The organism is Rothia sp. HMSC066G07 (genome assembly GCF_001814485.1).
Classification (GTDB): Bacteria; Actinomycetota; Actinomycetes; order Actinomycetales; family Micrococcaceae; genus Rothia.
The window spans coordinates 91,646-116,259 of the sequence record NZ_KV816924.1; the positions used below are offsets into that span (position 1 = coordinate 91,646).

The 24,614-nt window shown below is 61.5% G+C and carries 15 protein-coding genes and 1 riboswitch; of the genes, 10 read left to right on the plus strand and 5 right to left on the minus strand.

The features are described from left to right. The first annotated feature begins 150 nt into the window (after positions 1–150). Positions 151–331, plus strand: a riboswitch (TPP riboswitch). Next, positions 323–2,080, plus strand: coding sequence for a bifunctional hydroxymethylpyrimidine kinase/phosphomethylpyrimidine kinase (locus HMPREF2971_RS04110; protein ID WP_246825034.1), 1,758 nt, complete (start codon positions 323–325; stop codon positions 2,078–2,080). It overlaps the preceding riboswitch by 9 nt. Before the next feature lie 436 nt (positions 2,081–2,516). Here HMPREF2971_RS04110 and HMPREF2971_RS04115 read toward each other — a convergent pair whose 3' ends face one another. From HMPREF2971_RS04115 to HMPREF2971_RS04125, 3 genes are all read right to left on the minus strand, one after another. Further along, positions 2,517–3,290 (minus strand): slipin family protein, encoded by a 774-nt coding sequence (locus tag HMPREF2971_RS04115; protein WP_070691528.1) that lies wholly within the window; start codon positions 3,288–3,290, stop codon positions 2,517–2,519. A 297-nt stretch (positions 3,291–3,587) separates the two neighbouring features. Then, positions 3,588–4,433 (minus strand): transposase, encoded by an 846-nt coding sequence (locus HMPREF2971_RS04120; RefSeq protein ID WP_012903614.1) that lies wholly within the window; start codon positions 4,431–4,433, stop codon positions 3,588–3,590. A gap of 2 nt (positions 4,434–4,435) precedes the next feature. Continuing rightward, positions 4,436–6,853, minus strand: coding sequence for a nitric-oxide reductase large subunit (locus HMPREF2971_RS04125; protein WP_005509139.1), 2,418 nt, complete (start codon positions 6,851–6,853; stop codon positions 4,436–4,438). Positions 6,854–7,476: 623 nt separating this feature from the next. Here HMPREF2971_RS04125 and HMPREF2971_RS04130 point away from each other — a divergent pair. The 7 genes from HMPREF2971_RS04130 to HMPREF2971_RS04160 all read left to right on the plus strand — a co-directional run bounded on the left by HMPREF2971_RS04130 (position 7,477) and on the right by HMPREF2971_RS04160 (position 18,041). Then, a complete protein-coding gene (locus tag HMPREF2971_RS04130; RefSeq protein WP_044150489.1) occupies positions 7,477–8,157 on the plus strand; it encodes a lysophospholipid acyltransferase family protein in 681 nt (226 codons plus the stop codon). A 190-nt stretch (positions 8,158–8,347) separates the two neighbouring features. Then, positions 8,348–10,288, plus strand: a complete 1,941-nt coding sequence (gene uvrC, locus HMPREF2971_RS04135; RefSeq protein WP_049353131.1) for an excinuclease ABC subunit UvrC — start codon at positions 8,348–8,350, stop codon at positions 10,286–10,288. A gap of 198 nt (positions 10,289–10,486) precedes the next feature. Beyond that, positions 10,487–11,692, plus strand: a complete 1,206-nt coding sequence (gene metK / locus HMPREF2971_RS04140; protein ID WP_005506182.1) for a methionine adenosyltransferase — start codon at positions 10,487–10,489, stop codon at positions 11,690–11,692. Between the two features lie 33 nt (positions 11,693–11,725). Then, positions 11,726–14,179 carry a primosomal protein N' family DNA-binding protein gene (locus HMPREF2971_RS04145; RefSeq protein WP_070691530.1) on the plus strand — a complete coding sequence of 818 codons (2,454 nt, stop codon included), beginning with the start codon at positions 11,726–11,728 and terminating at the stop codon, positions 14,177–14,179. A 111-nt stretch (positions 14,180–14,290) separates the two neighbouring features. Next, on the plus strand, positions 14,291–16,942 hold the full coding sequence (locus tag HMPREF2971_RS04150) for an aconitase (RefSeq protein WP_246825035.1): 2,652 nt from the start codon (positions 14,291–14,293) through the stop codon (positions 16,940–16,942). A 231-nt stretch (positions 16,943–17,173) separates the two neighbouring features. Continuing rightward, the gene (locus tag HMPREF2971_RS04155) at positions 17,174–17,425 is read left to right on the plus strand and encodes a hypothetical protein (protein WP_049327135.1); all 252 of its coding nucleotides are present in this window, start codon (positions 17,174–17,176) and stop codon (positions 17,423–17,425) included. Positions 17,426–17,789: 364 nt separating this feature from the next. After that, complete coding sequence (locus tag HMPREF2971_RS04160) at positions 17,790–18,041, plus strand: hypothetical protein (RefSeq protein WP_049346313.1); 252 nt, start codon at positions 17,790–17,792, stop codon at positions 18,039–18,041. Positions 18,042–18,297: 256 nt separating this feature from the next. Here the strand turns inward: HMPREF2971_RS04160 and HMPREF2971_RS04165 are convergent, their stop codons facing one another. Both HMPREF2971_RS04165 and HMPREF2971_RS04170 read right to left on the minus strand, forming a co-directional pair. Continuing rightward, the gene (locus tag HMPREF2971_RS04165; protein ID WP_070691533.1) at positions 18,298–19,425 is read right to left on the minus strand and encodes a glycosyltransferase family 4 protein; all 1,128 of its coding nucleotides are present in this window, start codon (positions 19,423–19,425) and stop codon (positions 18,298–18,300) included. A 9-nt stretch (positions 19,426–19,434) separates the two neighbouring features. After that, positions 19,435–20,475, minus strand: coding sequence for an alpha/beta fold hydrolase (locus HMPREF2971_RS04170; RefSeq protein ID WP_049349712.1), 1,041 nt, complete (start codon positions 20,473–20,475; stop codon positions 19,435–19,437). A gap of 228 nt (positions 20,476–20,703) precedes the next feature. Here HMPREF2971_RS04170 and leuS point away from each other — a divergent pair, with 228 nt between their 5' ends. Both leuS and HMPREF2971_RS04180 read left to right on the plus strand, forming a co-directional pair. After that, positions 20,704–23,205 (plus strand): leucine--tRNA ligase, encoded by a 2,502-nt coding sequence (gene leuS, locus HMPREF2971_RS04175; protein WP_371440848.1) that lies wholly within the window; start codon positions 20,704–20,706, stop codon positions 23,203–23,205. 228 nt (positions 23,206–23,433) lie between these two features. Then, positions 23,434–24,537, plus strand: coding sequence for a DegV family protein (locus HMPREF2971_RS04180; RefSeq protein ID WP_210398872.1), 1,104 nt, complete (start codon positions 23,434–23,436; stop codon positions 24,535–24,537). Positions 24,538–24,614: the final 77 nt, after the last annotated feature.

Genomic DNA, 24,614 nt, shown 5'->3' on the forward strand with positions numbered 1-24,614 from the left:
GGCGAGTTCTGGGGGGGGGTGCTGAAGCCTGCGCTGGAAACCTGAGCCGGAATGGTGGTGCAGTACCGCAATGCTCAAACGAAAATTTCGGAGAGATTCACTTGTCACCCGCAAAACTTTCAGCTACTGAGAATCGTTGTGATAACCTGGCAGAGCGATATGGGGTGCCTTGAGACGCCCGCGACCCGCTGACCCGCCCAACACCCGCCCAACGAAGGGCATACGGCACAGGGGGCGCACGAAACGGCGTAAGAAAACTCAAGGCTGAGAGAATCACCCATTGAACCTGCTCTAGTTCGAACTAGCGAAGGGATTATCGATAATGGCAGAGCAGCCTACTGCGCCCGCGTGCGCACCCACCACCCCCACCAACCCTGTACCCGGCGCGAGCACTTGCGGAACTCACGGGGCACCTCAGACCTCTAGGGTGCCGAGGGTTCTCTCCATTGCGGGAACCGACCCCTCCGGCGGTGCGGGCATTCAAGCGGACCTCAAGTCCATTACCGCATCCGGCGGTTACGGCATGTGCGTGACCACCTCACTGGTCGCCCAGAACACCTGCGGAGTGCGCGAAGTATTCACCCCGCCCCTGGAATTTTTGACCGCGCAGCTTGCCGCCGTTTTTGATGACGTCACGGTTGACGCCGTGAAAATCGGCATGCTCGGCGACGCGGACACGATCCGTACCGTCCGCACCTGGCTGAGCGAGCACCCGGTGCCCGTGGTCGTGCTCGACCCGGTCATGATTGCTTCTAGCGGTGACCGTCTGTTGCAGGCGGAGGCGGAGCAGGCGCTGCGCGACCTCGTGCCGCTCGTGGATGTGATTACCCCGAACATTCCGGAGCTTGCTGTGCTCTGTGAGAAGGAGCCCGCCCAGACTTTTGATGAGGCGCACGAACAGGCGGCGAACCTTGCTGCGGCGACCGGAACCACCGTGATTGTGAAGGGCGGCCACCTGTGCGGTCAGGACGCCGGTAACACCGCGGTCTTCCCGGATGGCACCTGCGCGCATGTGCGTACCCCGCGCCTGGAGAGCCGCAATACGCATGGCACCGGATGCTCCCTGTCCTCCTCGCTGGCAACCCGCCTGGGCGTGGAACTGCTGCAGCATGCCGAAGCCCCAGGACACACCGAAGCCCCAGAGCACGCTGCAGACCAGCAGCTGACCAGCGAAGACACCCACCGCGCCCTGCAGTGGAGCACCCGCTGGCTCCACGAATCCATTGCCGCAGGTGCCGGTCTGCAGGTTGGCTCCGGTGAGGGCCACGGCCCGGTGGACCACGCCGCCCGTGCTCGCCGCCTGGAGGCTGCCGCCTCCGCGTACCCGTGGCATCACCTGCTCGCCACCACCGACTCTGAGGGCAATGCCCTGGACGGCACCAGCCCGGAGCGTCTGCTGCCGGTCAGCCCCGTGCCCGCCGGTGAAGCCGTCGTCAAGCCCGCCGGTCCCTGGACCGCCGCTCTCTGGGCTGCGGGCGGCGAAACTTGGCGTCAGATTCTGGACCTTCCCTTCGTGCGTGCTCTCGGTGACGGCACCCTCGATGAGGACCTGTTCTCCTTCTACCTGGACCAGGACGCCCTCTACCTGCGTGATTATTCGCGTGCGCTCGCGACTCTCTCGGCGCGTGCTGATACCGCTGAGGCGCAGGTGCACTGGGCGGCTGGCGCTCATGAGGCGATTGCCGCCGAATCGCAGCTGCACGAGGGCTGGCTGGCGAATCGTGCGCGTCTGGGCGGGCCCTCGCCTATTACGATGGGGTACACGAATTTCCTGCGTGCCTCCGCCGCCGGTGATGATTACGTGGTCGGTGCCGCCGCTATCTTGCCCTGCTACTGGTTGTACGAAGAGGTGGGTGCTGTGCTCTCCTCGCAGAATCACGCGGACCACCCGTACGCGGAGTGGTTGAGCATGTACGGTGGCGAAGAGTTTGCCGCGGAGGTGGCGCGTAGCCTCGCGGAGGTGGAGCGTGCGTTTGAGACGGCTTCACCGGCTCAGCGTGTGCGTGCGGCGCGGGCGTACCTGTCGGCGTGCGTGTATGAGCGTGAGTTCTTTGATCAGGCTCACCGGGCGCTGCGCTAGAGGCTCGCGCGGGGTTCGGTTCGCCGGTGCGTTAGGTGCCGTTTTTGGGCTGAATACCGCCCCGGCATGGCGTGAGATGGGTGATTGATGCTTCACTCAAACTGCCGCCGGTTCGGGGGTTGTGCCGGTTATGCTTAAGGCGTCGGTGAAAACCGTTAGCGGCAGGATTCCGGCCCTCACCCAACTGGCTGATGTACCTGCCGCGCCCGCACCTCTACGGCGTGTAACCGACCAGTTTGGCCCGTCGCAACCACCTCATCCAACCCCCGCGGCGGGCCAAACGCCTTCCTTCTAGCGTTCGCGAAGAATGTTCGGCATAGAAATATCCCGTGCAGATACTCTCATCTGCACGGGATATTTCTATATGTCTAACCATTGCGAATCAGCCGCTGCGGCTAGTGCATCAGGCTAGTGCGTCAGGGAAGGGGAGAAGCGCCTACTTGCTCTCGCCCTTGAGCGCACCCATGAGGGGGCCAATAACGTCCATGGGTAGCGGGAAGACCACGGTCGAGTTCTGGTCGGCACCCAGCTCCAGCAGGGTCTGCAGGTAACGTAGCTGCAGGGAGGCGGGGGACTGGCTCAGAATATCGGACGCTTCCTTCAGCTCGCTCGAAGCCTCCAGCTCACCGCGTGCCGAAATGATCTTTGCGCGACGCTCACGCTCGGCCTCAGCCTCACGGGCCATGGCGCGCTGCATAGCCTCGGGAATCTCAACGTCCTTAATTTCGACGAGCTCCACCTGAATACCCCACGGCTCGGTGCGCGAACCGATGATGGAACGCAGGTCCTCGTTCAGGTCCTCGCGGTGTGCGAGCAGGGTGTCCAGGTCAACGCGACCGAGCAGGGAACGCAGGGTGGTCTGCGCGATCTGGCTGGTGGCAATCGGGTAGTTCTCAACCTCAAGCACCGCGTTCTTGGCGTTGGTAACGCGGAAGAGGACCACGGCGTTCACGCGGGCGGGAACGTTGTCCTTGGTGATGACTTCCTGCGGGGGAATGGTCAGGGTGATGACACGCATATCAACGCGCTGCAGGGAGTCGACGAGGGGGAAGACGATGTTCAGGCCGGGCTTCAGTTCCGAGCGCAGGTGACCGAAGCGGAAAGAGATGCCACGCTCGTATTCGGGGATGACGCGGAACATACGAATCAGAATAAAAAGAACAATGACGGCAACTGGGATGAGGATAGTTGCCAAAGTGACGGGATCCATGGTTTTCCTTCACAAGTATTGGGGGAGGACGGTATGTGTGCCCACCTGCCCGCGCCTCGTACGGTTCAGGTAGTAGGGGTGTAGGTAGTGGGTGTTGCCCGGTACCGGGCTGTGTGGGGAGTTTGGGAGGGGAATTTCCCGTCCCGGCGTACATCGCGGCGGTCGGTGCTTTAGCGGCACCCCACATGGAAAACTCAAAAGAGGAATAAAAGAGAAATCCATGCAGGGCAGCCGCCGAAGCTAACAGACGGACCCAACCGACCGGTCAGCCGCCGGAACGGAAAAACTTGTGCAGCGCTACTTCTTCGCCATCTTCTCTGCAGCCAGCTTTTCAGCCGCCTCAACCTCAGCCAGGTTCTGCTCCTGCAGGACCTCGTTCGTGGTCTTATGCAGACGCGGAACCGAGGTGCCGGTACCGCTCCATGCGGGGCGGTCCGGGTCGAGGGCAGAGGTACGAACCGGCAGGGTTGCATCCGCAATCATCTGCTTGCGGGTCTGCTCGGTACGGCGCTTACGCTCATTCGACACGCCACCCCACTTCGCCGCGAAACGGTCCATCTTCACGTTCACCGATTCGTCAGCGGTGGATGCGTGAATATGCTTCGGATCGTTCTCGAAGTTCGCGGGGGAACGCATGAGCTTCACAGCCAGCGGGTAGGTCAGCGACAGGCAGACCACCGCGGCGGCACCCTCCACCAGAAGCTCCAGCGGGGAGTGCCAGACGATGGCGGCACCAATCAGGATGACCACACCCAGCAACGAGACAGCAACCGCCAGCCCGCGGTGGAAACGACCCGACTCGGAGTAGGGCCATTCGTCCACTTCACGGGTGAGCTCGCGGCCGTTCGCCGAGACGGTGCAGCTGTCCTTAATCGGGCAGGTGTTGCACACGCTGGGCTTGGCGCGGTAACGCATCACTCGGTTATCCGAGTCGAATGCGGTCGCCCACAGCCACTGGTCTTCGGGGCAGAGCCACGCGTCGCTCTCTTCGTGGTAGGTGAACCCGAAGGTTCGCGCCGCCACCATGCGCTGGCTGGTGCGCTTGGCGAGAATATCGAAGCCCCAACCCACGGCGACCAGGCCGAACGCGTACACGCAGGCCAGCCACACGAGGAAAGAAACTCCAGCAATCTGCTCAGGCATGGTTAGCCTCGACGATCGCTACGGTAGGGGCTGGTCTGCTCGGGCAGCTCCTCGGCAGCCTTAGCGCCGGCGAACTCTGCGATGCGAGCGTCCTCAACCACCTCGTACAGCGGCGGTTCGGGCAGCTCCAGGACGGTTTCCTTAGCGTTCTTGGAGAAGATCTCCTTGATACCCAGCAGCGCCAGCTTAATCAGCGGGATAATGCCGACCAGGAAGATCACGTCACCGGGCATACGCATCCAACCCATCACGGCGGAAGCACCGTCGTGAATGAACGCGAAGGAACGAGCCTCGTAGTAGCCCTCACCCACGGACTTGTACAGCTGAGCAATACCCAGCGGCAGCAGCGAGATGAAGGACATCCACAGCAGACCAATGTTCAGGGTCCAGAAGGAGAACTTCAGACCCTTCTCAGGCCACTTGTCCTCAGGGATCAGGTAGCGCAGACCAAATACCGCGAACGCGATTGCGAGCATACCGTACACACCCATCATGGATGCGTGTGCGTGGTTTGCGGTCAGTGCCGTACCAATCTCGAAGTAGGACACGATCGGCAGGTTAATCAGGAAGCCGAACACACCTGCGCCGAGGAAGTTCCAGAAGCCCACAGCAATCAGGAACATAACAGCCCAACGGTGCGGGAAAGGCTTGGTGCGGTTGGAGTACTGGCGGGCACCCAGCTGCATGAAGCCCCACGCCTCAACGGTCAGGAAGGTCAGCGGGATAACCTCAGCAGCCGAGAAGAACGCACCGAATGCCATCTGCTCGGAGGGGGTACCGACGAAGTAGGTGTGGTGCAGAGTACCGATCACACCACCGGCGGAGTAGAGCACAGCGTCCATCATGATGATGGAGATTGCGATGCGCTCGCGGACCACGCCGAGCAGCACGAAGATGTACGCCACCATCACGGTGGTGAACAGTTCGAGGAAGTCCTCCACCCAGAGGTGAACCACCCAGAATCGCCAGAATTCGGCGACGGTCACGTGAGTGCGCTGACCTGCGAGCAAGCCGACCGCGTAGAACATGGGGATGGCGAGGCCGGAGAAGAGGAACAGCCACGGCAGGGAGGTCTTCTTCGAGCCCTTCAGGCGAGCGGAGAGGGTACGCCAGACGATGACGATCCAGATGAACATACCCGCGGTGAGCAGGATCTGGAAGAATCGCGGCAGGTCCAGGAACTCCCACTGCTGCGAGAAGAAGCCGGTGAATTCCTTGGGGATGAGGCCCTTCTGGGAGAACCATTCGTTCAGCAGCGAGCCGAGGACCACGAAGACCACGGCGCCGATGAGAACGTAGGTGAGCAGGCCCTGCTTCTTGGGTTCGCGGCGGGTAATCAGCGGGGCGATGAAGATACCGCCCGCCAGGAACGCGCCTGCGGTCCAGAAGAGGGAGAGCTGAAGGTGCCAGGTGCGAGATACCGTGTAGGGCAGCAACTGGCCCATGTCGATACCGAAGAATCCGGTGAGTTCTTCACGGTAGTGCTCGGTGAGCGCACCCACCAGAGCCTGCAGCAGGAACAGCACCAGGATCGTTGCGAAGAGCAGGCAGGCTGCCTTCTGCGAGGGGGTCAGGCGAACTTCGTCGGGCTGACGGAAGTCGAGGACGGGTGCCTCTTCCGCGTGCCAGCCGATAGCGCGGGACCAGCGGCCGTAGATAGCGAACATCAGACCGGTACCACCGATGAGGGCAATCAGGGAGAGTGCCGACCAGACCATCAGATCCGCGGTGGGCTTGTTGTCCACGTTGGGTTCGGAGGGCCAGTTGTTGGTGTAGGAGTAGGGCTGGTCGGGGCGGTCTGCCGCCGATGCCCATGCGGTCCAGCCGAAGAATGCGACGATGTCGTGCAGTTCTTCGTCGTTCTTAATGGCGTTGGGGAACAGGCCCTGCGAGGTGTCACCCTTCATCAGGGTTTCGCGGTAGTGCTTGAGCATGAGCTGGTAGCCCTTGGTCTCACCAGCGGACCAGGTGATGGTCTTAGTCTGCTCGTCGTACTTGTTCTCCTTGCGCCACTCGTTCTTGACGAGCTCGCGGGGGTCCTGCTTGCCCTGTTCACGGTACTCCTTGACGGCAGCATCTGTGGTCAGGCGCAGGTATTCTGCAGTGTAGTCGGGGCCGAGGTAAGCACCGTGACCCAGAACGGATCCGTACTGCTGCAGGCCGCGTCCCTGGAACAGTTCCTGACCGTGCAGAATCTGTTCTTGGGTTGCGATAGTTTTGCCGTCGTTGCCGACGATTTTGTCGGGGAGCGGCATGGAGAGTGCGTAGGTGCGCATTGCAAGGACTGCCATGATGGTGAAGCCCAGGAGCATCACAAACGCAACAGCCTGTACCCAGCCTTTTCCGGCATAGGCACCGACCGTGTCTGAGCGGCGGGCAATCTTTGCTGCCTGCGCACGCGAGACGGGTTTTGTAGCCATAGTGTATGTCTCCAGTGTGCGTGGATTGTGTAGGTGGAGTGGTTCCGACGCACATCCGCTGGAGGGGCGGCTCACTATGTTCAGGGTGAATCGTCCTTGAGGGAGGTGCGACAGCCCACCCTGCTCTCATTTTTGCATATTAAATGCGTATTTACGAAACTTTGCTGACGTATCGTCACAATATGACAGGCGTATTCAGGCATAAAAGCCACAGTTACAAGGCAAAAAAGTTCGAATGTTACGTTGAGGTTGAATCCTTAGCTTCCGTGCCGCTTTTCCGCCTGTAACGGGGGGACATAGGGCGGAAGCTATGCAGGCTCCCTCAATCAGGACTCTTACTCGGGTTCCTACTCGGGCTTCTACTTGAGCTTCTACCGGAAATCTTGCCGGAATTATTGGTGGGAGGCGCATCCCAGCATGTGGAAGGGGAATGCGGCACCCCTCACGTTCCTACACTCGGGTGTGGAATAATAAAACCCGGTACTACTAAACACAGTACAAATTTTTTTCAGTACAGATTCTGTACACCCGAATGGCACACCGTCCGAAGGGGTCGCTCACCCCGCACCCACGGCAGCCCGCCACCACAGCCCGCAATCTATCGGCACCTCAGGAGAGTTCACGTGCTTCTCTACAAATCCACCCAGAAAGCAGTCACCGGAATCCTGCGCACCGTCTTCCGCGCCCGCGTGACCGGACTCGAAAACTTCCCCGCCACCGGCCCGGTGATTGTCGCCTCCAACCACCTGTCCTTCCTGGACTCCATCATTATTTCTGCCATGATGCCGCGCCGCGTGGCGTTCCTCGCCAAGGCTGAGTACGTGAACACCCCCGGCCCGCGCGGCAAGATGATGAAGGCATTCTTCGAAGCCGTGGATATTATTCCCGTGAACCGCTCCGACCGTTCCGAATCGCTCAAGGCGCTCGACATTGCCCTGGAGAAGCTACAGGAGGGTAAGGTCTTCGGCATTTACCCCGAGGGCACCCGCTCCCGCGACGGCTACCTGTACCGCGGCAAGATTGGTGTGGCGTGGCTGGCGCACATGACCGGCGCGCCCGTGGTTCCGGTTGGTCTGATTGGCACCGACCGCCTGCAGAAGCCCGGCTCGAACATGATTTACCCGCGCCGCTTCACGATTCGTGTGGGCAAGCCGCTTTACTTTGAGAAGACCGGTGAGAAGATGACCGGCAAGCAGCGCCGCGTCACCACCGACACGATCATGGATGAGATTGCTCAGCTGTCCGGTCAGGCGCGAAAGCACGAGTACAACGTTTCGCCCTCAGCCGCACGTGACGCAGGCTAGGGCACTCGCCGCCTATACCGCGTAGACTTAAACCGCGCATTCACGCACCGACCCCCGCGTTATGGGGGAGATGGGTGTAGGATGCGCGGTTTGTCGTATGCGCGAGCCTGGGATGCCCCCGGTAGCCCCAGCAGCGGCAACCCCGCAGAAAGTCCAGTAGAAAGCCCAGTAGAGCGAGGAGAAAGTACCCATGGCAGAGCCTTCCAGCTACCGCCCCGCCCCCGGCGAAATCCCCACCGACCCGGGCGTTTACCGTTTCCGCGATGCCGACGGCCGCGTCATCTACGTGGGCAAGGCGAAGAACCTGCGCAACCGCCTCAACAGCTATTTTGCGTCCCCGCAGACGCTGAGCCCGAAGACCTACGCGATGGTGCATACAGCGGCGAGCGTGGAGTGGACCGTGGTGGCGAGCGAGATGGAATCGCTGCAGCTTGAATACACCTGGATTAAGGAGTTTTCGCCGCGCTTCAACATTGCGTTCCGCGACGATAAGTCGTACCCGTACCTGGCGATTACCGTCAATGACGTGTACCCGCGCGCGATGGTCACTCGCGGCGAGCGCCGTAAGGGCGTGCGCTATTTTGGGCCGTACTCGCAGGCGTGGGCGATTCGTGAAACCCTGGATGCGCTACTGCGCGTTTTCCCGGTGCGTACCTGCACGAACGGCGTGTTCAACCGCGCGAAGAATAGTGGCCGGCCCTGCCTGCTCGGCTATATCGATAAGTGCGCGGCGCCGTGCGTGGGCAAGATTAGCGCCGAGGAGCATCGCGAGTTGGCGCGCGGGCTGACCCGGTTTATGGGTGGTGGCGCTGAGAAGCATATCGCCCAGTTGACCGCGGAAATGAAAGCCGCCGCAGCTGATATGGACTTTGAGCGCGCCGCGATTCTTCGTGACGATATTGCCGCGCTGACTAAGGCGTTTGAGCGTAACGCCGTGGTGCTTGGCGCGACCGTGGATGCCGACCTATTCGCCTACGCGGAGGACGACCTGGAGGCGTCCGTTCAGGTGTTCTTCGTGCGCGGCGGCAGGATTCGTGGCCAGCGCGGCTGGATTGTGGAGAAGGTCAACGACAGCACCGACGCGCAGCTCATCGAGCAGCTGATTGCGCAGGTGTACAGCGATATTGCGGCGAGCCTCGCCTCCCAGAAGGACGCCGAGAAGAGCCTGAACAGCTACGATATTCCGCGTTCCGTGCTCGTGCCGGTGGAGCCCGAGAATAAGGAACAGCTGGCGTCCTGGCTGGCGGAGGTGCGCGGCGGTCCCGTGGAGATTAGCGTCCCGCAGCGCGGCGACAAGGCAGAGCTCATGAAGACGGTCGCCGAGAACGCGCGCCAGTCGCTGACCCTGCACAAGAGCCGCCGTGCCGGCGATTTGACCACCCGCAGCGCCTCCCTCGTGGAGCTGCAGGAAGCGCTGGAACTACCGGACCCGCTGCTGCGCATCGAGTGCTACGACATTTCGCATGTGCAGGGCACGAACGTGGTCGCCTCCATGGTTGTCTTTGAGGACGGCATGCCCGCAAAGAACGCCTACCGCACCTACAGCATTACCGGCGACGCCGCGCGTGACGATACCGCCAGTATGTACGACGTCATCACCCGCCGATTCAAGAGGCATCTGGCGCAGCAGGCGGAGCGCGAAGCAGCCCCCGTGCACTCCGGCGAGATTGACGCCTCCACGCCCGAGCCGGCGAAGTTCGCCTACCCGCCGAACCTGGTGCTCGTGGACGGCGGCCCGCCTCAGGTGGCTGCCGCCTCCGCCGCGCTGAGCGACCTGGGCATTACGGACGTGTACGTTGCCGGCATCGCTAAGCGCCTGGAGGAACTGTGGCTGCCGGACGACGACTACCCGGTCGTGCTGCCGCGCACCTCGCAGGCGCTGTACCTGGTGCAGCGCATCCGCGATGAGGCGCACCGTTTCGCTATCACCTTCCACCGTTCTAAGCGCGGTAAGGCGATGGTAGCCTCCGCTCTGGATGAGGTGCCCGGTCTGGGCGAGGTGAAGCGTGCCGCGCTGATTAAGCATTTCGGGTCGGTGGCTCAGATTAAGCAGGCGAGCGCCGAGGAGCTGACTGCGGTGCCGGGTATCGGTCCGGCGTTGGCTCAGAAGATTCTTGCGGCGCTGACCTAATCCTCTGGCTGGCGCTGGCCTAAGTGCCTGCTGGCGCTGACCTAATCCTCTGGCTGGCGCTGAGTGAAGGCCCGCCCGGGGTGTGAACGCAGCACTCCGCCTCGTAATGGCGCTTAACAAACGTGTCATAATTGAAGGAAACCGTCATCATTACGAGCGCGCTATCTTCGCGCGCCCTCAACCAGTAGAGTGGAAACCGTGAGTAATAACCATCTGCGCCTATTCACCAGCGAGTCGGTGACTGAAGGCCACCCCGATAAGATTTGTGACCAGATTTCTGACGCCATCCTTGACGGCATCATCGCCCAGGACCCCGCAGCGAATGTTGCTGTGGAGACCATGGTAACCACCGGTCAGGTGCATGTTGCTGGTGAGGTGACCACCTCCAGCTACGTCGAAATCCCCTCCATCGTGCGCGAGACCATTCTGGGTATCGGCTACGATTCCTCGACCCGCGGCTTCGACGGCGAGTTCTGCGGCGTGTCCGTGTCCATTGGTGAGCAGTCCCCGGACATTAACGCCGGCGTGTACGAGTCCCTCGAGGTTCGTCAGGGTATTGCTGCTGACGAGTACGACCGCCAGGGTGCGGGAGACCAGGGCATCATGTTCGGTTACGCATCCAACGAGACGAACGTGCTGATGCCCGCCCCGATTTGGCTGGCGCACCGCCTCTCTGAGCGTCTGACCAAGGTCCGTAAGGACGGCCTGCTGACCGAGCTGCGCCCCGACGGCAAGACTCAGGTGACCCTCGGCTACGATTCGAACAACGTGCCTGTCTCCGTGGACACCGTGGTTGTTTCGAGCCAGCACACCGCAAGCTACGACCTGGCTGACCTGCGTGCGGACATTGAGAAGCACGTTATCGCACCGGTTTTGGGCAGCGTCGAGCTGGATTCCTCCAACGCCAAGTTCATTGTGAACCCCGCTGGCCGCTTCGTTCAGGGTGGTCCCGTGGGTGACGCGGGCCTGACCGGCCGCAAGATTATTGTGGACACCTACGGCGGTTCGGCTCGTCACGGTGGTGGCGCGTTCTCCGGTAAGGACCCGTCGAAGGTGGACCGTTCCGCAGCGTACGCAATGCGTTGGGTTGCGAAGAACATTGTGGGTGCCGGTCTTGCTGACCGCGCCGAGGTTCAGGTTGCGTACGCTATCGGCCAGGCAGCGCCGGTCGGTCTGTACGTTGAAACCTTCGGCACCGAGAAGGTCGACCCGATCAAGATTGAGAAGGCTGTGCGTGAGGTCTTCGACCTGCGCCCGCTGGCAATCATTAACGAACTGGATCTGCGCCGCCCGATTTACAAGAAGACCGCAGCTCACGGCCACTTCGGTCGTACCGAGCCGGAATTCACCTGGGAGCGTCTGAACCGCGTGGATGCACTGCGTTCGGCAGTGTCCTCCTCCTAATATCTGTCAGGGTAGAGGAGCACGCTGATTCGGGTGACTCAGAGCAGTTCTGAATCGAACTCTTCGGCACCGTTGGGTGCCCAGCAGGAATCCCTGCAACAGCTTGACCTGTTGCAGGGATTTCCTGCTCTTCGTGATGCCCTGATTCCGGCCGCCCCGGAGCCGGTGAACGTTGCCGCCGAGCTGGAGGCGAGCGGCGTGCCGAATCCTGTTGCGCGTGTGCGCGTGGATAGCACCCTGCCGCAGGTGGACCGCACGTTTGATTACCGCGTGCCCGCCGAGCTGAGTGAGGATGCGGTGCCCGGCGCTCGCGTGCGCGTGCTGTTCAACGGCCACGAGCTGACCGGTTACATTGAGGAGCGCGCCGCCACGACTGATTGGACGCGCACCTCGCTGCTGCCGCTCAAGTCGGTGCTGTCGCGTGTGCCCTCTGTTGCGCCCGAAATTTTTGCGCTTGCCGAGGCGCTTGCTGACCGTTACGCCTCCACGGTGGCAAACGTGCTACGTCTGGCGGTGCCGCCGCGTATTGCCGCGCTGGATAAGAAGTATGCGCCCCTTCTGCCGGGTTATGAGTCGGATTATTTGGGCGATTCTGCCCCGGTAAGTACTTCCAATACCCCCGAGAGCACCCCGGAGAACGTCTCCGGGAGCACCCCGGCGAGCGCGGGGGAGAAGCCGCAGGAAAACGCTCCCGAAATCGCGGAACCTGAGTGTGCGGAATCTGAGCCTGATGCCGTCTCCGCCGCCTCCAGCACTGCCGACCCGTACGCTTGGCTTGCCACCCCCGGCGCGCCCGCACCCTTCGTGCTGGACCCGCCGACGCTGAACCCGGACGCGCCGGATGCCGCCTCCGTCTTCTCCGATTACGAGAACGGCGCGGAGTTCATTGAAGATGTTGCCGCCGGTGCCGCAACTCGCGCCGTGATGACGGTTCTTCCCGGCCACCTGGAGCACACGTGGGCGGATGTTTTGGCGACCGCACTCGCGGCTGCTGCTGCGAGTGGCCGCGGCGCTATTGCGGTGGTTCCGACCGCTAAGAACCTGGATCTTCTGGAGGCGGCGCTCGCCGAGCGTCTGCCCGCTGACTCGTTTGTGCGTTTGAGTTCTGATTCGACTCCGCATACTCGCTATCACGGGTTTGTGAAGGTGCGTTTGGGGCAGGTGCCGGTGGTGATTGGTACCCGCGCGGCGGCCTACGCGCCGGTGGCGAACCTGGGCCTGGTGGTGTGCTGGGATGACGGCGATTCTTCGCTGGTGGAGCAGCGCGCCCCGTATTGTCATGCCCGCGATGTGTTGCTTCTGCGTGCTTCTGCTGAGAATACTGCGGCGCTGTTTGCCGGGTTCAGTATGAGTAGTGAGGCGGCGCGTCTGGTGCGTACCCGTTGGGCATCTCATGTGCGTGCGCCGCGTGCGTTGGTGCGTGATTATTCGCCGCGTATTTTTTCGACGGGTTCGGAGTTTGAGTTGGCGCGTGACCCGTTGGCGGCGATGGCGCGTATTCCTCACCTGGCGTTTGAGCATGCTCGTCGGGTGTTGGCGCGTGGTCCCGTGTTGGTGCAGGTGGCGCGTAGCGGTTATATTCCGTCGTTTTCGTGTGAGCGTTGCCGCATGCCGGCGCGTTGTGGCGAGTGTAGCGGACCTTTGTCGGTGGCTTCGGGTTCGTCGGTTCCGTCGTGTTCGTGGTGCGGCCATTTGGCGCAGCAGTGGCGTTGTTCTGAGTGCGGTTTTACGCATTGGCGTTATTCGGCGGCGGGTGCGACTCGTACTGCTGAGGAGTTGGGTCGTGCGTTCCCGAATGTTCCGGTGATTTCTTCGGCGGGTGACCATGTGCGGGCGTCGGTTGGTCCTGAGCCTGCGTTGGTGGTGGCGACTCCGGGTGCTGAGCCGGTGGCTTTTGGCGGCTATGCGGCGGCGCTTCTTTTGGACGCTGATAAGATGCTTCGTTTTGATTCGTTGCGTGCCCCGGAGGCGGCGTTGCGTCGCTGGTTGAACGCGGCGGCGTTGGTTCGTCCGGCGGCTCTTGAGGGCACGGTGGTGACGACTGCTTCGCCGTCGCCGGTGGAGCAGGCGCTGGTGCGTTGGGATCCGGCGTGGTTTGCTCGCCGGGAGCTGGAGGAGCGCGCTCAGACGGGTCTGCCTCCGGCGGTTCGTACGGCTGCGGTGACCGGTGCGGAGGCGGACGTTCGCGCCTTCATGGAGGAGTTCTTGGGCTCTTCTGCGTTGCCGGAGCGGGTGCGTGAGCAGTTGCGTATTGTGGGTCCGGTTCCTCTGGATCAGGGGTATTTTGCCTGGTCGGAGTCTCTTGAGGAGGATTCTGAGGAGGCGCCGGTTCAGGGCGATTGGCGTACCCTGATGTTCTTTTCGTACGGCATTGCGCAGCAGGTGACCCGTGAGTTGCGTGCTACGCGTGCAACGATTGCGGCGTTGAAGAAGAACGTGGGGGAGCGGCCGGTTCAGATTCGCTGTGACGGCTTGGACGTGCTGTGATTTTCTAGTCGTGCTGTAGTGTTCTGGTGAGGGGCGGTTTTTGCCCCGGGTTGGGCGTTGAGCACGCGGGTTTGCGGGTGCGCTGTGCGCAGATGCGAGGAGGTGAGAGGCGTGTCGAAGGTGCCTCATCTGCTGAAGGGTAGTGCGCTGCCTGATGGTGAGCAGCGGCGGTTGGCTGATTATGCTTCGGCGCATCCGAAGAGTGCTCTGCACCGCAAGGGACAGCACCATGATGCGGCGGTGCTGCTGGTTCACGGTATCGGCTACCAGAATCACGGTGAGACGCTCGCGTATTTTGGCAAGCCGGTGGCGCACAGTGTGCAGACTCTGCTGGCGCTGAACACGGATTCTGTCGCGCTCTCCGAAGAGAACCCCGCCGAGGAGGCTTCTGCGCGGGTTCGTGTTGAGGTGATTCCTGACGGTGATACCCTCCCGCCTGCTGCTGAGGTGAACCCGCTGAGCCACCATAGCGAGTTGACGTATTCGTTGACGATTGAGCGCACGGAGTACCCTGCCGACCCGGTTGAGGAAAGCCTGCAGGTTGAGGAGAACTCCGCGCAGGAAGAACCCGCCGAAGCCTCCGAGCCCAAAGAATCTACAAGAATCAGTCTGCCGAAAGTTGAACTTCCGAAGGTAGAGCTGCCCAAGGTAGAGCTGCCCAAAGTGGAGTTACCCAAGGTGGAACTGCCTAAAGTGGAGCTCCCTAAGATTGAGCTGCCGAAAATTGAGCTTCCCAAGGTAGAGCTCCCGAACATCGATTTCCCGAATATCGAGCTGCCGAACCTTGAGCTTCCGCACCTGCCTCAGCCGAAGCCGCGCCCAGTTCACACGGTCGCTCGCCGCAGCCTCCTTTTTCAGGAGGGCTTCTGGCGGCCCCGGCATTACCGCCCGTTGAAGGAGCATTTGCCCTGGCTGGCGTCGGTTTTGCCGCTGTTTTTGATGTTCTGCTTCTACTATGAGCGCCCCGGCGCGACCTGGCGTGAGCGTGCCGGGCACCTGTTACGTTCTACTGCTCGATTCGTGAACGTGGCGCTGTGGCTGGTGTTGGCGGCTATGGCGCTCATGACGTTCCGTGATGCTTTTGTGGCGTCTCTGGGTACTCCGCAGGGTGCATTTACGGGTCTGGCGGCGGCGCTCGGCCTGGGTATTGTGGGCTGGGTTTTGGCTCGTCGTGCCCGCGAACTGTGGGAGCTGATGAAGGCTATTTCGACTCAGCTGATTCAGACGGCGACCAGCCCGGACTCGCGCGATTTGGAGCGTATTTATGCGCGTCTGGATCGTCAGCTGGACGATTTGAGTTCCCGTAGCGACGCGGTGGGTATTATTGCCCATTCGCAGGGCGGCTATTTGAGCTATGAGCTTCTGCGCCGTCGTGCAGCGGCGGGTAAGAAGCCGATTCGTTTCTTCTACGGCCTGGGTAGTGGCGTGGTCCCGATTAGCATTATCGCTAGTGACCGCAACGACATTCCGGGGCACCTGGATGCTGCGGGCGGCTACCGTAACCGCTCCATGCTGCTGTGGGTGAGCGCGGTCGCGGCGTTTTCCTGGCTGGTGGAGGCGTCCCTGCTGTTTGGTCCGCACCGTTCGCTGCTGCACTATACGATGCTGGTACCCCTGGCGTTGAGCGCGGTACCTCTGGTGTTGAGCATTGCGCCGCTGGTTGCGAGCATGCTGGGCACCCTGAAGGGTAGGGCGCGTATTGTCCGCAAGAGCGCCTGGGAAAGCGCCTCCGCAGATATATCCGCAAAAACCTCGGTAAACACCCCAGAAGACGCGCGTCTGGTCAACCCGTACGGCACGCGCGCCTACGTGAAGTGGCTGATTCCGTTGCTTTTCGTGCACGGCGTTTTCATGCTGTACGCGGTGTTCATGCTGCTGCTGGCTCAGTTGCGTGTTGAGGGCGTGGTCCCTGAGCTGACCGCCGCCTCCGTGGCGTTTTGGGGCGCGCTGATTCTGGTGCTCATGATGTCGGTGCGTAGCGCCTGCCACCTGTATGTGCGCGCCTACGCGCCGATGCTGCAGGATCTTGATGTGGCTGACCGGTGCGAGATTTCCGCTCGTGGTGACAGTATTGGTAGGTCGAATATTACTCAGCCCGCCGATGTAGACGTCAGCTTTGTGACCCTGCCGGGCCCGTCGGTGAATAGTCACATGCAGTATTTTGATGCGTGCTCGCCGGTGCCGTTGATGCTTGCGCACCGTCTGGTGCCGCACATGATGCCGGCGGGTGAGCAGGCGCAGAAAGCGGCGGCTTTCACCGATATTGGTGCGGAACTGAACCGCGGTTTTGCGCGCGTGAAGAAGTGGATGCGCACCATGCATTACGGGCTGTATGCGGTGCTTCTGCTGATGCTGTCGGTGCTACTGAATGTGGCGTCGCCGGTGAGCCTGTCCGCGTTGACGGGACTTGATACGTCGCACCTACATTCGGAGGGTTTTGACCGTCTGGTGGCGGATGCTCAGCAGCTGCGTGAGCAGGCGGGTTCTTCGGATCTGCTGCTGTGGATTCTGGTCGGCATTTTTGTGGTGGAGGCGCTGCTGATGATGGTGCTTTCGCCGTGGACTCAGCGGCGTTTGCAGCGTGCGTTCATGATGCGCAAGGTGGACCGCACGGGTCAGCTGAGCGAGTTCAATCCTTTGCCGATGGTGACGGCTCTTCTGGGTCTTGACGGTGAGGATGAAGACGCTGAGGATGCAGAGGAACATAACCTCGCAGGGGAGAAAAAGCAGGAGAGTAAAGCAGGGCAGAGCGCTGTAGTTTAGGGTGCTTAGGCGGTGCCGTTGGAAGGGCACCCCAGAATTTTTATGCATTCGTGTGCACCTAAGATTTGTTGGGGTTTGGCTGATTCTAATTGGCGTAGTCTCCGTATCCACGGTAATATATTCAGCACTGCGGATACTATTTCGGCGCTTGTCGAGGTGGTGTTGGCAGTATCTATCACTCAACTTCGCGTACGCTTCACAACCGTGCGCACCAACGAAAGATGAATACTGGTGACTCAGACTATGATCGCCCCCGCATACGAACCTGCATGCGGCGGGTCTGCTTCTGTACACAATTACGGCGTCATGCACCCGGACCCCGTGTTGCTTTCCGACATGACCAGCGCAGAACGAGGAGCTGTTTACCGCTACTTGGCGCGCTTCGCTGAGCTGGATGACGCAAAGATTTTCTACGCGTACGGTCACGCTTACGAGCTGGCTCGTAAGGATGCCGAGCGCGGTCTCTACGCAACTATGGCGTAGCCTGCACAATTAGTTTTTAGAAATGCTGCTGCACTCTTTATGGGTGCGGCAGCATTTCTGCTTTTCGGGCTGGCTTTCACGCTGGCTTTCGGGCAGGTTTCAGTTCGGTTGGAGACTCGGCGGTCCCATGCCGCTATGATGCCCCTGATTTCTTCCTGACAACCGGGAACGTGTCCACTATGGGGGCGTTCCCTGGCGGTTCTTGAACATTGATTAGCTCTTGGGTAGTTTAGAGGTATCACAACCACTACTGCGAAGAGACTTCCGATGATCTCCGTAGGTTCTTTTCGCGGTGTTGCCTCCGGTAGCGTCTGCATTGTTGCGGCGCTGCCCTAAGAAACGCCCTAAGGAAAGGTACTCACCGATGAGTTTCACCAATATCACCTCTGATTACGAGCCCGAGTTCGGTAGTTCGGCACCGAGCCGCGACAACGGCATTACTCACCCGGACCCTGTTCTGCTGTCCTCGATGACGAAGGCTCAGCGTGGCGCGGTGTGCCGCTACCTGGCTCGATTTGCTGAGCTGGATGACGCGAAGATTTTCTACGCGTACGGTCATGCGGATGAGCTGGCCGCGAAGGAAGCGGCTCGTACCGGTAGCTTTGCTACGGTCTAAGGATTTCTGCTCCGGTGTGATGCGGTGATGCTACGCCTTCCGGATGCGCCCTCAGGGTGCCCGAGCTCTGCGAGGGCGGGTTCCCTGCGTCGGCGCGGAGGAAGTGTGTAGCGAACCGCCGCTGTACATCATTGCCGCAAGCCGTTCTTGCATACCGCATACGCTTCCCGGCGCGCATGAATTGAATACGAGAATGCCGCCGCACCCTCCCGAGTTTTGGGGGAGTGCGGCGGCATTTCTTTGCCCAACGCAGGCTTTAGAGCCCGCGCACGACCTCCAGCAGCTTGAGTGCAGAGTCACGCCAGGAGTAGCGGCGCACATCCGAGAGTCCATCAATGATGACGCGCTCGCGAACGGCGGTGTCCTCCAGGGAACGAATTGCCTTCACCCAGTCGGCGGCATGCGCCTCCGGGGCACCGTCAACCGGCGCGAACACGGCGTGCGGCGCAATCTCACGGAAAATCGGGATGTCACTAATCACCGCGGGGCAACCGGCAGCCTGAGCCTCAACCACGGGCAGTCCGTAACCCTCCTCGCGGGAGGCGGTCACCAGGGCGTGCGCCTGGCGGAGCAGCTGCTGGTACTCCTCATCGCTCACGCCGTTATGCACCTCCACGTTCTCACCGATGAGGCGCTCGTCGGTGAGCTGCACCAGACGCTGCGGCGGCATCTTCGACAGCAGGTGCAGGCGGTAATCCGGCAGGGAACGCATCGCCAGCAGCAGGGTTTCAACATTCTTGTACGGCATGAACGAACCCATGTACACCAGGTGCTTGACGGGCTGCTCTTCGCGGGTGGCGGCGCGTTCCAGCGCGGTTTGGCGGGAGACCACGCTGCCGGGCTGCGGGGCGTTGGGCACCACAAACAACGGCTTGGTGGTCAGCTCGTGCTCACGAATCAGCGAGGCTGTCGACTCAGAAACCGTCACGACCGCGTCGCCGTGGTTGAGCAGGAAGCGCTGCGGAGTGTAGGTCTTGTGGAAGAGCCGCCAGCCCACGCGCACCGGTGCGGGCAGGAACCCGGGCGGGGTCGGGTGCGAGTAGTAAATCAGGTCGTGCAGGGTGAGAACCAGCTTGAACTTGCGTCCGGTGGAGCCGATGGTCTGCATGGGGGAAAACACCACGTCCGGCGCATACTTGTTCAGCTGCAGGGCTGCGGTCGGTTCGAGCGGGCCGGTGGGCGAGCAGATCTTCACGTGCGGCAAATCCGGCAGCATGTCTAGCTGACGCTCGTCGCTAATGATCATGGTCAGGTCGAGGTCGGCGGCGGCTTCGTCACCGGTGTCGATGAGGGTTTTGAGCGCGCCCAGCAGGGACGCGGTGTAGCGGCTGATGCCGTCGTGGAAGCCGATACGGGTGTATCGGGCGTCAACCATGAGTTTCATGTTGGTTCCTTACTTCTCGTTCCCTGAGTGGCCGGCGGCGAAATCGGCGATGAGTTCCGCAGCGCGGCGAGGGGTTTCGTAGTGGATGAGGTGCCCGACTTCGGGGATCATGTCCAGGCGCTCGCGGGCGCCGGTCGAAGTAGCGGGCAGGTCGCGGGAGGTCAGCGTCGCGTACATGGCGCGAGCTGTTTCGGGGGTGCCCAGGTCGTCGTCTTCGGCGACGAGCATCTGCACCGGCACCCGGATGGCGGCAGCGTATTCGGCGGCGGTGTGCGTAATGGACGCTTCGTAGGCGCTGAGCACTCCGCGGCGGGAGCCGAAGGAGCCGAAGTAGGCGGCGTGCTGGCCGTTGATGAAGCGGCGCATTGCCTTGTCTTTGGTGCGCATCATGACTTCGCTGGAGGCGCGGGTAATCAGTTGCGAACGCAGTAGCGGGTAGCCGATTTTTTCGGGCAGTGCCGCGCCGGCGCGGTAGTAGAGGGAGGCAAGACGCGAGGCGACGCGCTGGCTACCTTCAAGGGCGGGTTCGCTAATGGGGTTGATAAGGGAAAGCAACGCGAGCGAGTTCGGGTGTGCGGCGGCGAAGGCGCTGGTGACGATGGAACCGAAGGAGTGGCCGACCACGTGCAGCGGCAGGGGGCGTGCATCCTCGCGGGCGGGGTTGATATGTTCCACGAAGTCGTTCAGCCACGCCACGTACGCGTCGATGCTGTCCTCACCCAGGGTGCTTTCGGGCAGGTCTGCGGAGCGGCCGAAGCCGGGCAGATCGGGGCTGATGATGCTGACGTTCGGGATGAGCTTCAGCAGGTAGTTCGCGATGATTTCGAGACCGTGGTGGTCGCCGCGGAAGCCGTGCACGAGCAGTACGGGGTAGGAGCCTTCGGGAAAGACTCCGTCGTTCATGCCTTTGCCGTACTGCCAGTAGCGGGTCATGACCGCCTGCGCGCCGTCACCGATGAGGGCGTCGTGGCGGGTGCCGGGAATGAGCGGGCCGGGCACACCCTCAAGAATCGAGGTGTTGGGGGAGTCCGGGGTAACGGTGGAGGTCATGGGTACCTTTCGCGGGTTGGGTACTGGGACGGCAAAGTCCCGTTCTTAATTCTAGGGGAGAAGCCTGAAAGGGCTCTGAAACCCGCCCGCCGCATCGATAATCGCGCGGGTAATCGCGCGGGTGGTGCCGTCCATTTGGTAGTCGAGGCGGCCTCAACTCTGGCGCGGTGCGGGTTTCGCGCTACACTTGGAGGGTTAAGTTTTTATCAACCTGTCTTTATTTAAGGAATCGCTGTGTCTGCTCAGGTAGAGACCGAACGCAACGAAAATGCGTACGACTTCCGCGCTATGGAAGCCAAGTGGCGCCCCTACTGGGACGAAACGAAGGTTTTCCAGCCCACCGGTGACGCCCCCAAGGGCCGCAAGTATGTGCTGGATATGTTCCCGTACCCCTCCGGTGACCTTCACATGGGTCACGCGGAGGCATTCGCAATTGGTGACATGAACGCCCGCTACTTCAAGCAGTGCGGCTACGATGTTCTGCACCCGATTGGCTGGGACTCCTTCGGCCTGCCCGCTGAGAACGCAGCCATTAAGAACGACACTCACCCCAAGGAGTGGACGTACAAGAACATTGAGACTCAGGCTGAGTCCTTCAAGCGTTACGCTATTGCCGCTGACTGGAGCCGCCGCCTGCACACCTCGGACCCCGAGTACTACAAGTGGACTCAGTGGCTGTTCGAGCAGTTCTACAAGAAGGGCCTGGCGTACCGCAAGGACTCCATGGTCAACTGGTGCCCCAAGGACCAGACCGTGCTCGCGAACGAGCAGGTTGTGAACGGTGCGTGTGAGCGTTGCGGTACTACCGTGACTAAGAAGTCGCTAAACCAGTGGTACTTCAAGATCACTGATTACGCGCAGCAGCTGCTGGACGACATGGAGCAGCTGGAGGGCAAGTGGCCCGACCGTGTTCTGCTCATGCAGCGCAACTGGATTGGCCGCTCCGAGGGCGCTGAGGTGCGCTTCGAGATTGAGGCGACCGAGGACCAGGCTGCTGAGTCCTTCACCGTGTTCACCACCCGCCCGGACACCCTGTACGGCGCAACCTTCATCGTGGTTGCTGCGGATGCGGCGTTCGCCGAGCAGATCGTGGCACCCGAGCACAAGGCTGCCCTGGAGCAGTACCGCGAAGACATTAAGGCACTGAGCGACATTGACCGCCAGTCCTCCGACCGCGAGAAGACCGGCGTGTTCACCGGCCGCTACGCGATTAACCCGCTGACCGGCGCGAAGCTGCCCGTCTGGGCTTCTGACTACGTGCTCGCCGACTACGGTACCGGCGCGATTATGGCTGTGCCCGCGCACGACCAGCGTGACCTCGAGTTCGCCCTGAAGTTCGACCTGCCCATCGTGAAGGTTCTGGACGTTGAGGGTGCTGAGGACCCGGCTACCAGCGGTGTTGCCGCAGCTGGTGACGGCGTGCTCATCAACTCCGGTGAGCTGACCGGCCTGCCGAAGGCTGAGGCGCTCGCTAAGGCTATTGAGCTGGTTGAGGCTGCCGGCACCGGTGAGGGCAAGGTCATTTACCGTCTGCGTGACTGGCTGCTGTCCCGCCAGCGTTTCTGGGGCACCCCCATCCCCGTGATTCACTGTGAGGATTGTGGCGAGGTTCTGGTTCCTGAGGATCAGCTGCCGGTGCTGCTGCCCGATAACCTGCGCGGTGAGCAGCTGGCTCCTAAGGGCCAGTCGCCTCTTGCTGCTGCCGATGACTGGGCGATTGTGCCTTGCCCCGAGTGTGGCAAGCAGGCTCGCCGTGACTCGGACACCATGGACACCTTCGTGGATTCCTCCTGGTACTTCCTGCGTTACGTTTCCCCGAACTTCGATGAAGGCCCCTTCGACCCGCAGGCTATGAGCGAGTGGGGTGCCGTCGACATGTACGTTGGTGGTGTGGAGCACGCTATTCTGCACCTGCTGTACGCACGCTTCTTCACCAAGGTTGTTCGCGACCTGGGCCTGATTAAGCACGATGAGCCGTTCAAGGCGCTCATGAACCAGGGTCAGGTGCTCAACGGCGGTAAGGCGATGTCCAAGTCGCTGGGTAACGGCGTGAACCTGGGTGAGCAGCTCGACAAGTTCGGTGTGGACGCTATCCGCACCACCATGATTTTCGCATCCCCGCCCGAGGATGACGTGGACTGGGCGGATGTTTCCCCGTCCGGTTCGCAGAAGTTCCTGGCTCGCGCATGGCGTGTGGCTCAGGACGTCACCAGCGAACCCGGCGTTGACGCAACCACCGGTGACCTGGAGCTGCAGAAGCTGATTGCTCGCACCGTGCACGAGGTTCAGGGCCTGCTGGATAACGGCAAGTTCAACGTGGTTGTTGCTAAGACCATGGAGCTTGTGAACGCTACCCGTAAGGCTATTGACTCCGGTGCTGGTGAGGCTGACCCGGCTGTTCGTAAGGCTGCTGAGACTGTCGCTATTCTGCTGTCTCTGTACGCACCGTACACCGCTGAGGACATGTGGCACGCTCTCGGCCACGACACCCCGGTTCTGACCGCGGGCTTCCCCGAGGTTGACCCGGCTCTGCTGGTGGATGACACCGTCACCGCTATCGTGCAGATTAAGGGCAAGGTCAAGGCTCGCCTGGAGGTTGCAAAGGATATTTCTGAGCAGGAGCTTCAGGAGCTGGCTCTGGCGGATGCTACTGTTCAGCGTTCGATTGGTGACGCCGAGATCCGCAAGGTGATTGTGCGTGCGCCTAAGCTCGTGAACATCGTAATCTAAGCTTTGTAGCTAACTAAGCTTCTTAGATAAAGCACAAGCCCCGCTGTGGCTTCGGTTCGTTTTATGGAACGAACCCGGAGGCGCGGCGGGGCTTGCGCCGTTAACGCGGCCTTTAGCGCGTTGAACCTGGACGTTCTGCTCTGCCGGGGCTATGGTGGTAGAAGCCCACAATGAGACGCCAGACACAATAGTTGTGTCGTGAATATAACCAGCAGGGGAGAGGGACTAATGAGCCAGAAGGATACTCAGCAGAAACATGCTGAGCGGGCACATCCTGCACACGAGCAGGATAATGCGCCCCGCATTGCCGTGGTAACCGATAGCGCCGCCGCCCTCGACCCGGAGCTCGTGCAGCGCCTGAGCGCTCGCGGTAATTTTGTGCTCGTTCCGATGCCGGTGACTATTCGCACGCCCGGTTCACCGGATCGTCAGCTGCAGGATTTGACCGCCGCCGAGGTGGATGAGGCGATTATGCTTGCACACGTGATGGGTCAGACGGTGAGCACTTCCGGGCCCGCGCCGGGCGTGTTTGCTGATGTGTATGACGAGTTGGCGTCGCGAGGTTTTACGCATGTGGTATCGGTGCATCTGTCCGGTGAGCTCTCGGGCACGGTGGAGGCGGCACGCACCGGTGCCCGCCTGAGCCGCCTGGGTTCTAAGGGCGTGAGCGTGGTGGATAGCCGCACGGTCGCCGGTGCCTACGGTCATGCGGTGGTGCGCGCCCTGGAGGTGCTGAACTCTGCTTCCTCTGATTTTGTTCCGAGCCCTGACTACCCGAGCTCTGACTACCCGACTGTGGCGCAGCTGGTGGACTACATTCAGTCCGTCTGCGAGCAGTCCACGCTCTACTTCTATATCCCGACCCTGGATGCGTTGCGCCGAGGTGGCCGTGTTTCCCCGGCGTTGGCGATGGTGGGTCAGATGTTCCAGATTAAGCCGATTGGCACGATTACCGAGGGCAAGCTGGCGTATGTGGAGCGCCCCCGCACTGCGGCGCGCGCCCTGGAGCGCCTGGTGGAGGTGACCGTGCAAACCTGCCGTGAGCATCAGCATGCGGCGGCGCTCAGCTCTGCTTCCGTGGGCTCTACTGCCACCGACCCCGCCAGTTCTTCGCTTGCCGCATCCCCGCGCGGTGAGGTGGTTGCGGTGCATCATGTTGGTAATGCGGCGCAGGCGGTGCAGCTGTACGAGCAGGTTCAGCAGATGCTGGGGGAGAGCTCCCTAGTTCATGATGCCGCCGCTTCTTCGGCGCCGGAGTTTTTGGTGAGTGCGCTGCCGCCGGTGCTGTCGGCTCATTCGGGGCTGGGTGCTGTGGCACTGGTCGTTTATTAGGATCGTGTACTAGTCGCCTATCCAGCGTGCCCGTGTTGACCCTGCGCTGTGTGCTTGTGCTGTGTGCTTGTGCCGTG

Bases quoted from the DNA above. Each gene is read 5' to 3' on its own strand.
- HMPREF2971_RS04110 (WP_246825034.1), top strand. From the start codon at position 323: ATGGCAGAGCAGCCTACTGCGCCCGCGTGCGCACCCACCACCCCCACC.
- HMPREF2971_RS04115 (WP_070691528.1), bottom strand. From the start codon at position 3,290: ATGGATCCCGTCACTTTGGCAACTATCCTCATCCCAGTTGCCGTCATT.
- HMPREF2971_RS04120 (WP_012903614.1), bottom strand. From the start codon at position 4,433: ATGCCTGAGCAGATTGCTGGAGTTTCTTTCCTCGTGTGGCTGGCCTGC.
- HMPREF2971_RS04125 (WP_005509139.1), bottom strand. From the start codon at position 6,853: ATGGCTACAAAACCCGTCTCGCGTGCGCAGGCAGCAAAGATTGCCCGC.
- uvrC (WP_049353131.1), top strand. From the start codon at position 8,348: ATGGCAGAGCCTTCCAGCTACCGCCCCGCCCCCGGCGAAATCCCCACC.
- HMPREF2971_RS04160 (WP_049346313.1), top strand. From the start codon at position 17,790: ATGAGTTTCACCAATATCACCTCTGATTACGAGCCCGAGTTCGGTAGT.
- HMPREF2971_RS04165 (WP_070691533.1), bottom strand. From the start codon at position 19,425: ATGAAACTCATGGTTGACGCCCGATACACCCGTATCGGCTTCCACGAC.
- HMPREF2971_RS04170 (WP_049349712.1), bottom strand. From the start codon at position 20,475: ATGACCTCCACCGTTACCCCGGACTCCCCCAACACCTCGATTCTTGAG.
- HMPREF2971_RS04180 (WP_210398872.1), top strand. From the start codon at position 23,434: ATGAGCCAGAAGGATACTCAGCAGAAACATGCTGAGCGGGCACATCCT.